The sequence below is a fragment of the Calothrix sp. NIES-3974 genome (genome assembly GCF_002368395.1).
Lineage (GTDB): Bacteria > Cyanobacteriota > Cyanobacteriia > Cyanobacteriales > Nostocaceae > NIES-3974.
Genome location: NZ_AP018254.1, coordinates 5,043,848 through 5,059,615 on the forward strand (window position 1 = coordinate 5,043,848; position 15,768 = coordinate 5,059,615).

Annotated in this window: 8 protein-coding genes; 6 read left to right on the forward strand and 2 right to left on the reverse strand. The window is 44.6% G+C overall.

Annotated features, from left to right (window positions below):
• The first annotated feature begins 286 nt into the window (after positions 1-286).
• From CDC37_RS20215 to CDC37_RS20225, 3 genes are all read left to right on the forward strand, one after another.
• Complete coding sequence (locus tag CDC37_RS20215; RefSeq protein WP_096624537.1) at positions 287-1,228, forward strand: glycosyltransferase family 2 protein; 942 nt, start codon at positions 287-289, stop codon at positions 1,226-1,228.
• 158 nt (positions 1,229-1,386) lie between these two features.
• On the forward strand, positions 1,387-1,995 hold the full coding sequence (gene hpsU / locus CDC37_RS20220; RefSeq protein WP_096624539.1) for a hormogonium polysaccharide biosynthesis acetyltransferase HpsU: 609 nt from the start codon (positions 1,387-1,389) through the stop codon (positions 1,993-1,995).
• A gap of 74 nt (positions 1,996-2,069) precedes the next feature.
• A complete protein-coding gene (locus CDC37_RS20225) occupies positions 2,070-2,738 on the forward strand; it encodes a GNAT family N-acetyltransferase (protein ID WP_330220820.1) in 669 nt (222 codons plus the stop codon).
• Between the two features lie 301 nt (positions 2,739-3,039).
• Here the strand turns inward: CDC37_RS20225 and CDC37_RS20230 are convergent, their stop codons facing one another.
• On the reverse strand, positions 3,040-3,381 hold the full coding sequence (locus tag CDC37_RS20230) for a DUF4870 domain-containing protein (protein WP_096624541.1): 342 nt from the start codon (positions 3,379-3,381) through the stop codon (positions 3,040-3,042).
• 136 nt (positions 3,382-3,517) lie between these two features.
• Here CDC37_RS20230 and prfC point away from each other — a divergent pair, with 136 nt between their 5' ends.
• The 3 genes from prfC (at position 3,518) to CDC37_RS20245 (ending at position 8,324) form a co-directional block, all read left to right on the forward strand.
• A complete protein-coding gene (gene prfC / locus CDC37_RS20235) occupies positions 3,518-5,149 on the forward strand; it encodes a peptide chain release factor 3 (RefSeq protein ID WP_096624543.1) in 1,632 nt (543 codons plus the stop codon).
• A gap of 93 nt (positions 5,150-5,242) precedes the next feature.
• A complete protein-coding gene (locus CDC37_RS20240; RefSeq protein ID WP_096624545.1) occupies positions 5,243-7,426 on the forward strand; it encodes a M48 family metalloprotease in 2,184 nt (727 codons plus the stop codon).
• Positions 7,427-7,835: 409 nt separating this feature from the next.
• A complete protein-coding gene (locus CDC37_RS20245) occupies positions 7,836-8,324 on the forward strand; it encodes an RNA recognition motif domain-containing protein (protein ID WP_096624547.1) in 489 nt (162 codons plus the stop codon).
• A gap of 782 nt (positions 8,325-9,106) precedes the next feature.
• Here CDC37_RS20245 and CDC37_RS25330 read toward each other — a convergent pair.
• Positions 9,107-15,679 (reverse strand): esterase-like activity of phytase family protein, encoded by a 6,573-nt coding sequence (locus tag CDC37_RS25330; RefSeq protein ID WP_231943126.1) that lies wholly within the window; start codon positions 15,677-15,679, stop codon positions 9,107-9,109.
• Positions 15,680-15,768 lie beyond the last annotated feature (89 nt).

A 15,768-nucleotide genomic window follows, 5' to 3' on the forward strand; every position in this document is an offset into this window, starting at 1 on the left:
GTGCAAGATTTAGGCTACTGTTGGCAGAAAAATGCGCCACGAATGAAGTTGATTCAAAACTACTAGTTACTAAACTTCCCTTTCAGAACATCTATCTAGAAATTTTACCAACGAGTCCCTATGTATTTTTGAAATAAATCATAGCGAATTCCTACTCACCACTCCCTATGCCCTACTCCCGATTTCAATAATAGCGAATTCCTACTCACCACTCCCGATTTAGAAATAAGGGTAATTCAAAAGCTTAAACATAATTCACAATTTTATTACCATAAAAATTACACAAATGTCTAATAAATTACCTGTTTCCGTCCTGATTCCCGCTCGCAACGAAGAAGCAAATTTACCAGCTTGTTTAGCCAGTCTTCAGCGCGCAGATGAAATATTTGTCGTTGATTCCCAATCCAGCGATCGCAGTGTGGAAATATCGGAAAAATACGGTGCAAAAGTTGTACAATTTTATTTTAATGGACGTTGGCCTAAAAAGAAAAATTGGTCTTTAGAAAATCTGCCTTTTCGCAATGAATGGGTATTGATTGTAGACTGCGACGAACGGATTACACCGGAACTTTGGGACGAAATTGCAGCAGCAATTCAAAACCCTGAATATAATGGTTACTACCTCAACCGTCGCGTTTTCTTCCTCGGTAAATGGATTCGTCATGGTGGTAAATACCCCGATTGGAATTTACGTTTGTTCAAACATAAACTCGGTCGCTACGAAAATTTAAATACCGAAGACATTCGCAACACAGGTGATAACGAAGTCCATGAACATGTCGTGATTGAAGGTAAAATCGGTTATCTGCAAAATGATATGCTTCATGAAGACTTCCGTGACCTTTACCATTGGTTAGAACGTCATAACCGCTACTCAAACTGGGAAGCACGGGTTTACTATAATATCCTTACTGGAAAAGACGACAACGGTACTATCGGTGCAAGTTTATTTGGTGATGCAGTGCAACGCAAACGCTTCCTGAAAAAAATCTGGGTCCGTCTCCCCTTCAAACCCTTTTTACGTTTTGTTTTGTTTTACATCATCCAAGGTGGTTTCCTCGATGGTAAAGCTGGATATACCTATGGACGTTTGCTCAGTCAATATGAATATCAAATAGGTGTCAAACTTTATGAATTGCGTAACTGCAATGGTCAATTAAACACCGCTAAATCAAATCCATCCCCAACGGATACACTACTTCCAGAAGCTGGACAAAGCGCAATTTGATTTTGGATTTTGGATTTTGGATTATTCGATTTTGGGTTTTGGATTACCGTAGAGACGACCCGTCGGGTCGTCTCTACTATGGATTTTGGATTATTTTAATTAGGTGTTGCTAACCCGGTTTAATATTATCTCTTCTCCTCCACCTCTTCATTGCTTTCATGATTAGTAATTCAGTCAATTTAGAAATTAATCATATTCCCAAATCGGAATCATTTTTTGACCTGAGCAAATATGACCAATCTTGGTATAACAGAGGTCGTCCTAGCTGGTTTGTACTATTGTGGTGGTTTGTCCAAGCTGTGACTTTTCCCCTGACATTGCATCAAATGAGTGGTTTACGCTGTGCAATTTTACGCCTATTTGGTGCCAAGATTGGTAAGGGTGTTTTAATTCGTCCTACAGCACGATTTACCTATCCTTGGAAAATATCCATTGGTGATTATTCCTGGATTGGTGATAACGTCACCTTTTATAGCCTTGACCAAATTGATATTGCCAGTAATTGTATAATTTCCCAAGAAAGCTATCTATGTACAGGTAGCCATGATATTAATGACCCCGCATTTGGTTTAACCACTGCACCAATTAAAATTAATCCTGGTGTTTGGGTTGCAGCAGATTGTTTTGTTGGTCCGGGTGTGGAAATTGGTGCAAATTCAATCATTGGTGCGCGTAGTAGTGTATTTTGTTCCATTCCTCCCGCTCAAGTTTGTTGGGGAACACCTTGTCGTCCCCGTTATGCACGTACATACGTAAAGAGTAAGTAGTAGCCATCATCTAGGTGTAAGCGTCGCGTTTTGTAGACTAGTCTTATGGTATAGAATTGTGTACACCAAAAGGGATGAAAGTGGTTTTTCCTACTCCCTCTGCATCCAGCGAGGTGAGTGGGGAAAATTGTTTTGGCGATCGCACAATAATCCCCCATGTTAAAATTTTACAGGTTTTCAAAGGATTGCTATATCTGTCGCCAATAACCATGCAGATACCAAAAATTATCACCAAACGCCTCATCCTCAGAGGTTTTCAGGATGAAGATTTAGACGCATATGCCCAAATGTCTGCTGATAGGGAAACTATGCGTTACATCGGTACAGGAAATACTTTATCACGCTCTGAATCTTGGCGAAATATGGCAATGATGCTAGGACACTGGTCTCTGCGTGGTTATGGTATGTGGGCGGTAGAATTGAAGCAAGATGGTAGAATGATAGGACGGGTTGGTTGCTGGTATCCTGATGGTTGGATTGGTTTGGAAATTGGCTGGACGATCAATCGTGAATTTTGGCGACGGGGATACGCAACTGAGGCTGCTAATGCTTCCTTGGAGTATGCTTTTGCGGAATTGCAAGTAGAGGAAATTATCAGCTTGATTCATCCTGCAAATATGGCTTCCCGTCGAGTAGCGGAGAAAATCGGTGAGCAACTTGTGGGTCAAACTCAAATAATGGGTGAGGAGGCTTTAATTTATCGCCTTCGTCGAGATGAGTGGAAAGCGATCAAGGGTAGTTAGAGGTGGAAATCAAATATCTGTGTGGGGGGGTAAACATGACACTTTATACTTGAAAGCCAGTATAGACAAAATACTAACCGTCACACAAGTATGGTCAAATAGGGTGAAAGTTCGCGACACTACAAGCAGCGCTTAACTGTCCTCTGCCCTGCTGCACATGTTGTAGGGCACTTTTGTATTCTACAATTGGAAAAAAATCGGTCTGAAATTTTGCCAAAATCACAGGAGATTACAGAGTGGCAAAAATTACATGTTTTGACTCCATTTCCAGGGGATAATTTTAAATTAAAGAGATGGAGTATTATAGAATACGAAGGATAAATGGGTAACGGAATGGTTTTTCAGAATTGGTTAGCACCTTAAATAGAGCAAGAAACGTTAATGTCCATTGTAAAATAATCCAAGGGAAGATTAATGGAGTGAGCGCTCCCCAGGAAATCGAGATCAAGAAAGCAATGACAGCGCCACAAACCCAGACATTTAAATAGAAATTGATCGCTTCTTTGGCATTTCCTCGCACAACCGGGTCTTTAGCAATGAATAACACTGCAATCGGGATGAATACAGGGATAATGAGAGAGCTAACAAACATTGCTCCATGACAGATTGCTGATAGCAATTTGCGCTCATCGCTAGCGTACATTTACTTCTCCTAAAATCAAATAGGGATTTTTATTCCATTAAAGAAACTATCATATTCTGAGTTGTCTTAAGATTAAAAATCTCCCCGATTTAGGACAAAATTAAGTTAATTTAGGTAAAATCAAGCAACTACATTTATGTCAACTGAACTAGAGAAAGAACTTTTAGATGCTGTTGAGCAACGGCGCAATTTTGCTATTATTTCTCACCCGGACGCAGGTAAAACAACCCTAACGGAAAAGTTATTATTGTATGGAGGGGCGATTCACGAAGCAGGAGCAGTGAAGGCTCGACGAGCTCAACGTAAGGCGACTTCGGATTGGATGGAGATGGAGCAGCAACGGGGTATTTCCATCACCTCAACGGTGTTACAATTCAATTACCGTGATTGTCAAATTAATTTGTTAGATACACCTGGACACCAGGATTTCAGTGAGGATACCTACAGAACTTTGGCCGCGGCGGATAATGCGGTGATGTTAATTGACGTAGCGAAGGGTTTGGAACCGCAGACTCGCAAGTTGTTTGAGGTTTGTAAACTGCGGGGTCTGCCTATTTTTACCTTTGTGAACAAGCTTGACCGTCCCGGACGGGAACCCTTGGAATTGCTGGATGAGATTGAACAGGAATTGGGATTACAAACCTATGCGGTAAATTGGCCCATTGGGATGGGAGACCGGTTTAAGGGGTTGTATGACCGCAAAGCCCAACAAATCCATCTATTTGAGCGCAGTGCGCACGGAAGTCGGGAAGCGGTGGATACGGTGGTGGATCTAGGAGACCCACGGATTGAGGAGTTGCTAGAGAAGGATTTGTATTACCAGCTTAAAAATGATTTGGAGCTACTTGAGGGTGTGGGATCAGAACTGGATTTAGATATGGTGCATCGAGGAAAAATGACTCCGGTGTTTTTTGGTAGTGCCATGACTAATTTTGGGGTAGAATTGTTTTTACGTTATTTTTTGGATTTAGCCCTGAAACCAGTAGCCTATCGGAGTACGATGGGGGAAATGCCTCCAAGTTATCCGGAATTTTCCGGTTTTGTGTTTAAATTGCAGGCCAACATGGATCCGAAACATCGCGATCGCGTGGCGTTTATTCGGGTGTGTACGGGACGGTTTGAAAAGGATATGACGGTTAGTCATGCTCGTACCGGAAAAACTGTGCGTTTATCCCGACCGCAAAAGCTATTTGCTCAGGAGCGGGAATCGATTGATTATGCTTACCCTGGTGATGTAATTGGTTTAAATAATCCTGGTGTTTTTGCGATTGGCGATACCATCTACACTGGGCAAAAATTAGAATATGAGGGTATTCCCTCCTTCTCCCCGGAATTGTTTGCAACTTTACGCAATTCCAATCCCTCTAAGTTCAAGCAGTTTCAAAAAGGTGTTTCCGAACTGCGGGAAGAAGGTGCGGTACAAATTATGTACTCCACCGACGAGTCGAAACGAGAACCGATTTTAGCTGCGGTGGGACAATTACAGTTTGAAGTTGTCCAATTTCGTTTACAAAATGAGTATGGAGTGGAAACCGTACTTGACATGTTACCCTACAGTGTGGCGCGCTGGGTGGAAGGTGGTTGGGAAGCTTTAGCCAAGTTGGGGCGTTTATTCAACACTACCACCGTCAAGGATAGTATGGGTAGACCAGTCCTGTTGTTCCGCAACGAATGGAATTGTCAGCAACTGCAATCAGACCACCCCGAGATTAAATTATCGGCGATCGCTCCTGTGGTTTCGGGTATGCCGGTGGGGGATAATTCCTAAAATCGCAGGGAGTTGGGAGTATTGATGGATGTGGAGGGAAATAACTGATTTTTCATTTATCAGCCCTATCCCCGGATCAGGAGTGCAATTTTTATGTCTTCGCAGTCAGATTATACTTTAGAAGCCGGATTAAATGCCCTCAAGGGGGGGGACAATCAAACTGCGAAAACAATACTGGAATTTGTCGCCCAAAATTCCCCCTCACCCTGGATGTCTGTACAAGCACAAATCGGGTTGGTGGTTGCTTGTGCGCGGTTGGGGGAAATTGACCATGCGATCGCCCTTTGTGAGCTATTGCTTGCTAGTAATCGCACGGAGGTGAAAGCTTGGGCTGTGGGAGTACGTAGAATTTTACAAACCCGTCAATCCCTAAATCAACAACCAACTGGGTTTGTCCCCATAGATTCTCCCCCCGAATCCTTTGATGTCCCAGAATTAGCAGTTCCCCCCAGTCCTCAACCAACGGGCACAAATCAAGTTAGTAAAAATATAAACTCAGAAAAAGAATCTCATCCAGCAGATATACCGAAACAAACCGGAATTGCCTGGCGAAATGCAGGTCGGGCGAAAACCTGGCAAACCTCCACCAAGTCCCCACAGTCCCAACTTTGGTATCTGTGGGGTTTGGAGGTGTTGACACTGGTGGCAATAGTATTTCTGTTGCAGAAAATGGTGGATGGCATCCTCAAGGGGATAAATTATCTATTAGTCATCTCACCTTGGCTAGAACCAATTCAGTTATTTTATGCCGACCCCCGTTGGTTAGTGGTGACAGTAGTATTGATTTTGACCATAGCTACTCCCTGGTTACTGGATATTTTCCTTTCATTGTGGTACGGAACCCAAACACTTCAGCTAGAAACCTTACAAACAGCCAGTCCCGAATCTGTCCGCATCATCCAACGCTACATCCAACCCCAAAAAATCTCCCCACCCAAACTGTGGAAAATCCCCACGACAGCACCATTAATATTTACCTATGGCCATCTCCCCCGCACCACCCGGATTGTCATCAGCCAAGGCTTATTGGATACCTTAGCTGATGGGGAAATTGCTGTACTCGTTGCCAGTAAACTCCTCCCCAAGGGTTATTGGGATATGGCGGTGGTGTCATTCACCTTAACCCTCACCCTACCGATGTATCAACTATATCTAGGTTTAGCCAACTGGAGCGACAAAACGATTCAACCAATATTTAAATCCGCGATCGCTGCCCTCAGTAGCCTGGTATATTTGATTTGGTGCTTATTCACAGGCACAACCATCTGGTTAAACCGGGTGAGACTGGAGTATGGGGACGCGATCGCCATCAACACAACAGGCAATCCGAATGCCCTGATTCGTGCCTTACTCAAAATCGCCATTGGTATCGCTCATCACATCAATACCCAGGGTTGTACCCCAGGACAACTGGAAAGCCTAAATATTGCGGCTCCCGTCAGCTTTCAACAAAGTATCACCATTGGCAGTCTCGCACCGCAAATATCCTGGGAATCAATCCTGATGTGGGATTATCTCCACCCCTACCGACACTGGTTCACCATTAATAATACCCATCCTCTCCTGGGCTGTCGTATCCAAACTATCGCCAAAATCGCCCGTAATCTTCGTCTCGACCCAGAATTAGAGATTACATCCCCACCATTACCCAAAATCAGTACCCAACAATTCCTGCTGCAAATAGCCCCCTTCTGTCTGGGTATTCCCTTTGGACTATTAATGGCAGGTTTATTTGGCGCAGCTTGGCAAATTGCCTTTGCTTTAAAAATTATTAACCTCAAATGGATCTATGACAACTGGAATTTTGTCACCGGCTGTATCCTCATCGGTTTTTCCCTGGGAACACTGATCCGAATTGAAAAAATGTTCCCCGATATCAAACCCAACTCACTCCAAACCCATGAACATATCGCCACCATCCTTACAAATCCCACCTCCCTACCTATACAACCCACCCATATTCAGTTGCAAGGAAAACTTCTCGGACGTGCAGGTTGCGCCAATAATCTGGGACAAGACCTGATACTCAACACCCAAAATACCCTGATTAAATTGCACCATATCCCCAGACCCGGATATCCCCTATCCATCCAAACCTTTATCGGTCGTCAGGTGACAGTGGTTGGCTGGTTACGTCGCGGTGCTACCCCCTGGATCGACATCCAATCCATCCACACCCAAAGCCGACAAATTCCCAATATCCACCCGATTTGGTCATACATGATTGCCTTTAGTAGTGCCGTTTGGGGGGCGGTCATTTTGCTGCGGGGTTATTAATTTTTGGCGATCGCAGGCAAATGGGACTAGAAAATGACCAATTTCATGGTACTATGCTAAAAGTGCGATCGCAAAAAATGTGAAAATAGAGCTAGCTACGTAGAAAATACCGTGGTAATGTAAGAAATGGTGTTAAATTCTTGTGAAGCTGGCCATCAGTTTAATTTCAAAAAGCGTTTAATTCGCTGTAAAATTCAAGGTTCATAGAATTAAGATGTTATTTATTGGCGTGGTGCGCTTCTGAATTATCAAAGCTTCATTCTGGGGAAAACTATATTGTTTCAATTGACCGTTTGGAGTGTAAACGATTGGTAAGTAGGGTGATTTGTTGTCATCACGGTGACAAATCATCTACATCCGATTGGAAAACTTTTGTATCCCATTGATTTTTAGCCTGGAGGTATACTAGATGTCTGTCCGCCTTTACATAGGCAATTTGCCCAAAGAAGAAGTTGATCGTCAAGAACTACAGTCGGTGTTTGCCGAAGAAGGCGATACCGTCACAACCAAGCTAATTAAAGACCGCAAAACAGGTAAATGTCGTGGTTTCGGGTTCATCACCGTCAACAACGACGAACAGGCTGACCAAATTATTGAAAAATATAATGGTCAGATGTTTAAAGAATTACCAATCAAAATCGAAAAAGCCCTCCCCCGTACCAAGGGAGAAGAAGGTGACGAACAAACCGCAAAATCAAGCGGAAACACAGCAGCAACTCCAACAGCAAAAGAAGGTGGTAGCCAAAAAAGTAAGAAAAAATCCCGACGTGGTGGTGCAAAAGAGAGCAGTTCCTCCACTCCTGCTAATAATGATACAGATGCCATCCGTCCTGACCCACGCTGGGCTTCGGAATTGGAAAAACTTAAACAAATGTTGGCAGCGCAAACAAGCAACTAACCACCATCTTCTTCAATTAAAAATTAAAAGTCAGATATTTGATTTTTAATTTTTAATTGTTTAATATTTCAACCTATTTCTGCGTAATTTACTCCCAGGGTACTTACAGTTATGTGTGTGAGTGCAGCGTTGGTGATGGCTTGGCAACCATTACCAGAACTAAGTTCGCCCGTTTTTATTCAACGTGCGAACTAGTTTGTGGTTTTAATTTTATGCAATGCATTTGTACTGATGAACCAACACAGTGTCAGTCCATTAAAGTGAACTATAAGTAAAACATAATAAATAGCGAGAGTAATTAATTAATATCAATAATATAGCAATCCAGAAGCATTTGTGAGAAAACACTTAAATAAAAATCCTCATTTTACAAGCATTCTAGCCTTGAACTATTCTCATGTATCATTTAGGACTGCTATATAGCAATCTGATTTAAGTAGTGAACAATATTGGTTTTAGCTGTACCCTACGGGAAGTCTTCTCGTAGAGAAGTTGTGCTATGCGTGTCTACGTCTATGGCTGTTTCCCGTCAACCATTAACAGTCAACAACCCTACACGTAAGATTTTACAAATCCCGCTCGGACTGCGATAGTTTAATCAGCGATCGCAATCTCCCTTCCAATCTCAAGTAGGTTAGGTGGAACCCAGTGAAACCCAACAAGCAAGTAAACCCCCAACAACCATCAATCTATACTACCCACAAATATCAAAATCAAACAAAAATGTAGAGACGTAGCAACGCTACGTCTCTACGTGTATCACGGGTTGTTAATAACGATGATTACACGGTTAAATTCACCTTCATAATCACATCGTTGTAATCCCGGTCTCCACCTAGGGGTAAATCTTCAAATCCCCAGGTGTTATCCCCAAGTAAACGAATGTGGTCTACTTGGTTGGGGTTTGCACCGAGGAAGGAGAAGTATACTTTCGGGTCGTTGTTGGGGTTATTATCTAGTAGTGCTTCCGGTCTTCCGTTGGCGATAATAAAGGGTGCTAGGAGAGTTCCTCCGGTGAGGGTGGTGGTAAATTTAGCTGTGCTTTGGTTGCTGACGGTTAAATCAATGGGGATGCGTTGATTAATTGCTGCTTGGGTATATCCGGTTTGTCCGGGGAGAATATCAGCAATTCCGTCTCCGTTGGTATCAATTCCCCCGTTGGTGTCGGCAATGCGGTAGAATCCGACAAAGTTGTTAAAAGCAGCTTCTCGATACAGGGTAAATTCGGCGGTGACGTTACCTGTAATACCCCGTAAATCCATGAGTTCTGCTTGGTTTCCTCCTTGGAGATTGCTACCTAAAGCAGGGGTTTGATTGGTAGCTTGGATTCTGACTTCTAAGTCTTTGAAGTCCGTGGAATTACCAGTACCATCTTCCCAGGAGAGGGTAAAGGTATCATTCCCTGTATCGGTAATTCTCTGGGTGGTTTGGGAGGAAATTAAAACGTTGGAGAGGGGAGTTTTCTTGGCGATCGCACTGTCAAGTGTACCGTCTTTAATCAGTAGGAAGCGTAGGTTGTCTCCGGGGTTGAATGTTAGTAAGCGGGTGAGGTTCTGGGGATTAAATCCGTTGGGATTGTTACCGATGATGGAAAATACGGTTCTGGCTCGTTGCAGTGCGGCTTCGGTGTATCCCGCTTGACCAGGAGCGATACCGTTAATTGTCCCCTGGGCATCATCGACCGTAAATACACTCAGTTCGTTGACTAAATTACTACTGCGTCCCAGGAGGGATACTTGGAGTTGGGGTTGGGTTCCAGAAATGGTAAAGATATCATTACTACCACGGTTGAGTTTGGGTGGGGTGGAGATGACGGGGATAACTGGATCAACTTCAAATTTGCTGACGATTTGGGGTTGTCGGTTAATGACGCTACTAGGGTTGGTTTGCAGTTGTTGACGGGTGTAGGGGTCGATACCGTAGGTGGTGACGGTGAGTTTTTGGGTAACGGGGTCAATGTCGAACTCTGTCCAACCGTAGGTGTGGGTGGCAATGTAGTCCCCTTCTAGGAGTCTAGCCTTAATTAAACCGTTGGCTGGTTCTAGATTACGGTTTAAACCGATGGGGTCGTACCCTAAAGCTGCAAGTTGTTGGTTGACCAGGTTCTTGATAAAGTCGTCTTTGTCGTTGATGTCGTCGTCTGCATCGTTTGCGACGGGGAGGGTGTCGTAGAAGGCTTTTTGTTGGGGGGTAAGTAAACCTGCTGCTAGTGCTAGTTGTGCGACGGTTGGTCCAAAGGGTGCATCAAAGGCCACCGCACCTGTGGTAATCTCAAAGGCGTTGGTGGCAATTTGGGTTTGACCGGGTGCGGTTTGGTAGGTGAGGTTGTTGACGACTGTTCCGTGAATGTCTGCTGCAACGAAGACGACGTTCTTGATTTTGTTGTCGTTGATAAATTTCAGGATTTCTGTCCTTTCTGCTGCATACCCTTCAAAGCGGTCGGAAGCTGCTACCACACCCAGATTCTGGATGGGTTCGGGTACCATGATGAATTTCCAGGTAATCCCGTTTTTTTCCGCTTGCAGTAAATCCCGTTTCAGGTCTTCTAGTTGGGGTCTTCCCAACATGGTACGATTGGGATTGAAGGATGCGGCTAGGAAGTTAGCAACCTCTCTGGGGTCGGTGGGGTTGGCTACGTCCTTTAATCCTGGGTCACGGAAGGAGCGTGCATCGAGGATAAAGGTGGCGGCATCACTACCAAAGGTATTATAACGGTAAAGTTGCCGTTCGCCGTCGGTGCGTGGGTCTCCAGTTTGTCCGTAGAAGCGGTCTTGCAGGGGGTTGTATTCCTGGAAGGCTTGTAAACCGTTTTCGTAGAGGGGAGAATCGTTTACGAATCCGGAAGTTGCACCAAAGAGGTTTTGTTTGGCTGCTGGTGCATTCGTTAAATCTTCTCCTCCCTGAAAATCGTTCACGACTTCGTGGTCGTCGATGGTTGCGAGGATGGAGGTTTTTGACCGTAAATCCCCCCAGGTGTTTTGGGCAAATCTGAGGCCATATACTTCTGCGTGTTTGAGGCGGAAGTCATCTAGGGTTGTGGCTTGGGCTTTTTCACTACCGTCGAGATTTCTGAGTCCTGGTGAGGGATAATCGCTGTAAATTGTGTCACCATGCAGGACGAATAATTCTAAACTACGTTCATCGGCATTGGCGATCGCTGGGTAAGGTCCTAGTTCTCCTCGCCAATCCCCGGATACACCGAATCGAAAACCGGCTTTGGTTCCCAGGGGGGCGGATGTCTTGAATTGTCCCGTGGCCGTATTCCCCATCGGGTCAATGGCTCGGTAATAATACTGGGTGTTGGGGGTTAAGCCGGTGACATTGACTTTGACTGGTTGTAGGGGATTGGTGGCATTTGCTGTCACCCGACCGACGATGGTACTAAAGTTGGGGTCGGTCGCATATTCAAAGGTGACGTTACCAAGATTACTGGTTCTTGTCCAGAGAACGGTGGATGTTTGGGTGGTATCACCACTGGCGATCGCATTGGGGAAGGGGGGTGTAGATTTGGTTACTGGTAGCTCTTTGGGTAGTTCTAGGAGTCCTAGTTTATTGGGTACATTAGTACTGAAATCGTTATCATTGATGAGGGCTAGGGTATTGGGTGCTACCAGGGCTAATCCTTCCAGTTTTTCCACACCGGTGTAACCGAATTTGGCTGCGTTGGCAATTAGGTTTTTGCTAACGGGTCGGATATTGGCTGCGGTGAGTTCTGCTTCTGTGAGTTGTTCAATGGTTTTACCAGCAGGGAGGGTAAAGTTGGCTGGGTTGTTGATATTGGTAGCTTGTGCCAGGTCGATGAGGTAAATTAGTTTGTTGGAGGCGGTGGTGGATAAGTCATCCCGTTCAACGACGGCAAATTTACCATTGCCAAGGGATACCGCATCTCCGATTTTATCAGTTTTGGCGTTACCTGTACCAGAAATGTCATCCAACAAGTATAAATATTCCCCTGTCACCTGTTTTGTGGTGATATCAAATTCGAGAATGCGTAAATTGCGGGAATTGCGGGAGACGGTATCACCGGTGTTATCCGGGTTATCAATGGCACTTTGGATGAAGGCGTAAAGTTTATTACCTTCTAGGGCGACGGCTTCAAAACCGCGATTAGCGCGACGTTGGGCGTAAACTGCTGGGAGGATGGGTGTGCCGAAGTTTGTACCGCCGTTTTGGCTGGCATCGGTGGGAGTACCGAGGGGGATGAATCGGTCAATTAATTTACCCGCGCTGTTGAAATGGTAAATCGCTGGACGGTATTCATCCACCATCCAGAAATCGCCATTTTCTGCAACCACAATTCCTTCTAAATCTGCACCGAGGGGGTCGTTGTTGAGGACATTACCGTTGGGGTCTACACCAATTTCATCGGTGTAAGCGGTATTTTGACTCCCGATTTGCAGGTTGGGTAAACCGGTTAGGGGGGTAGTTCCATCGGGACGGAAGAGTTTGGTACGGTTGGTGATGGTGATTTCCCCGGTGGAACGATTGAGTTCAAAACTAATTACTTCTGGTTGGAAGGAGGGTAATAGGAATGGTCTTCTTCCTTGGGATGGTTCTCCGTTGGGTCCGCGGTCGGTATGGGTGACAAATTGGAGATTTCCGTTTGCAGCAATTCCCCGGAAGTATAGACCGGAGAAACCACCGAGGAAAATATCTTCTCCGGTGGAGGTGGTTCCCAGTTTGGGGAGGTTGGTGAAGGTGTAGTTGGTTAATTGGGGTTGGGGGGAGAAATCCAGTTGAGCGATAATGGGGTCGTGGTCACTTGCTCTTTGATTGGTTTCCACAAATTCCGAGTTGACATGGACGATATCAAATTTTGCGTTTTCCGCTAAACTTGCACTGACGAGGATATGGTCGAGGGATTGGGAATTACCTTGGAAGTTGAAGGTGTAGCGTTCGTTTTCAGGTAGAGTTTCCGTCAAGTTGGTCAAACTAGAACCGAGAACGGTTTTGATGGGGGAGACAAACTCAAACTCGTTCAAATCTCCCAGGACGACAACTTTTGCTCGCACATCCGTCGCTAAAATCCCATCCACATAGTCCTTTATCACCTGTGCTTGCGCTCGACGTTTGTCCACACTACCATTAACGGTGGGGTCTTCCTGACGTGCTTCAAAGGGTTGTTGTACACCTAAAATTGGAGCGCTACCACCCTTAGAAGAGAAGTGATTATTCACGATGGTGACTTCTTCCCCATTAAAGATAAATTTACCAGCCAAAGGTAGACGACTGGCAAAGAAAGGATGATTACTATCCGTTTGTTGAGCAGTGGGGTTGGTAATCGCAGTCAGGGAACCAGAGACAAAACTAACACGTGCTGGATTATAAAGAAAAGCAGTACGGATATTGCCACCCGGTTCACCACCATTGGTATTATTACCAATAAAAGGATTGTCGATAAATTGATAACGAGGACCACCAGCAGCTGCAATCGCATCTACTAATCTTTGTAGGGTTTGGTCTGCTGCTATCACCCCATCGCTTGTAGAACCACTATTATCCTGAATTTCCTGCAAACCGATGATATCCGGTGCTTTTAAATTATTCACAATTTGATTCGCGATCGCATCAAATCTTCCGTCTGCGATATCTTTATCTGCGTCATTATCATTGGGGTCAAGATTCAAGACGTTATAGCTAGCAACGGTGAGTTTATCAGCACTTCCGGTTAAAGTGGTGGTTTTCGGTTGAATCGTTGCAGGGGTGACAGTAAAAGCTTGGGTGGGATAAATCTCAAAGTTACCAAAACTATAACCAACTACCCCGGTGACATCTCCCAATCTAGCACCCACATTGACTTGGGGAAAGGTAAATCCGGGTAAAATTCCCGTATCCTGTTGAATTTGTACCCTTTCTGGATTAAAGTCATTCGGACTGATATTTAACGTCCCCCGTTGACTAATCCCCGTCGCACCCCTACCATTATCCACAACCGTAAAGATTTCTCCAAACCGGTTTGTCCCAGCAACTGCGATCGCATCCTTTGCTGTCACCAACATCCCTTCCAAGGACTCAAAGAAATCAATCCCATCCGTATTGGGGTCAAAGCTGGTAAAAGCATCATCATCAATATTTGCAGTGGGAGGAATTCTTCCACCACTACCAATAATTGTCGCAGCAGGAAGGGGATTTCCACTGGATCTGACGGTAATAGTGGGACTTCCCCCAATTTGGGTCGTAGATAAATTACCAGTAGCAACACCACCAGGGAAAAATTCACTCACCCGACCACGAACTTGGACATCATCACCAACTCTGACGGTGGGAGCAGAACTGGTAAATACAAAAATTCCATCGGAAGTCGCATTATTTCCATCTCCCGTCCGGTCTTGGAGATAAAAACCGTTACTATCCACTGCTGTCACAATCCCGGTGGTAGTCACCAATTGATTCACCAAGGGGGAAGTATGACCAGCACCCTGGATTTGATAAATTGGGGTGATTACATCATCGTTATCGATAATGGTGATATTTTGGGAAGTGGTAGTTCCCAGGGTCAGACCAGCAGAGGGATTGGTAATGGAAATGGTAGCAGTTTCCGTCCCTTCCACCTCCGAATCATCAACTATGGTCAAAGTCGCAGTACCCGTAGTTTGACCACTAGGAATCGTAATCCGAGTATTGCTGAGGGTATAATCACCAGCAGTAATACCACCTCCCGTCACCGTTAAATCAACAGTTTGCTCAGAAGAGACAGCAGTGGATGCGATCGCGGTGATTGTAATTACGGTTCGCTCTGCTTCTGTTCCGGAATTAGGGTCAACCGATAGATTCACACTTGGGTTAGTTGTCGCTGCTGTAATACCGGTAAAAGTGACGTTATCAAATCTCAGAGTACCATTGGGACTATAGATAGAAGTGGGTGTTGTTGCTCGATAGTTACCAAGACTCGGATCGAAAGCTGCAACCACCCGAAAAGCAGCGTTAGGATTATTATTTAATTCCCTTACGGAACTAAAATCGACATTACGGTTAAACCATGCATCACCTTGATTTGCCGTAAATGTCTGGAAATCAACAAAGTTTGTCCCATCGGTCGAATATTGAACAACAACAGTATTTGCAGAAGTGTTGCTGTGACGAATATCAAAGTTAAAAATAATGCTTTCAAATCCAACTGTACTAACTCGAAACTCCACCCCCTCAGTTCTATCTCCCGTACCGAGGTTTGGGTAACTAGTTGTATTCCAACCGGAGTTATCATTCGTTCCTGTCGGGAAACCTGCTGCAAAAGTTGCAGTAGTTCCCAGTAAATTTGCTGTTCCCGTACCAATAGCAGGATTAGTAGTACCTGTATTGGTCGCGTTATCTGGTGTGGGGGAATTAAAATTCCATTGTGTAATATTGGTAGACATAATAATTAATAGTCAATTTTGATTGGTGAGAAAAAGGTACGTAGTTGCGCTAGTCTAGGACAACCCTGCGGGTATAGCGCCTTGATATT

What these genes read in the sequence shown, in the direction of transcription:
- CDC37_RS20240 (WP_096624545.1), top strand. Translation starts at nt 5,243, where the DNA reads ATGTCTTCGCAGTCAGATTATACTTTAGAAGCCGGATTAAATGCCCTC.
- CDC37_RS20225 (WP_330220820.1), top strand. Translation starts at nt 2,070, where the DNA reads ATGAAAGTGGTTTTTCCTACTCCCTCTGCATCCAGCGAGGTGAGTGGG.
- CDC37_RS20245 (WP_096624547.1), top strand. Translation starts at nt 7,836, where the DNA reads ATGTCTGTCCGCCTTTACATAGGCAATTTGCCCAAAGAAGAAGTTGAT.
- CDC37_RS20215 (WP_096624537.1), top strand. Translation starts at nt 287, where the DNA reads ATGTCTAATAAATTACCTGTTTCCGTCCTGATTCCCGCTCGCAACGAA.
- prfC (WP_096624543.1), top strand. Translation starts at nt 3,518, where the DNA reads ATGTCAACTGAACTAGAGAAAGAACTTTTAGATGCTGTTGAGCAACGG.
- hpsU (WP_096624539.1), top strand. Translation starts at nt 1,387, where the DNA reads ATGATTAGTAATTCAGTCAATTTAGAAATTAATCATATTCCCAAATCG.
- CDC37_RS25330 (WP_231943126.1), bottom strand. Translation starts at nt 15,679, where the DNA reads ATGTCTACCAATATTACACAATGGAATTTTAATTCCCCCACACCAGAT.
- CDC37_RS20230 (WP_096624541.1), bottom strand. Translation starts at nt 3,381, where the DNA reads ATGTACGCTAGCGATGAGCGCAAATTGCTATCAGCAATCTGTCATGGA.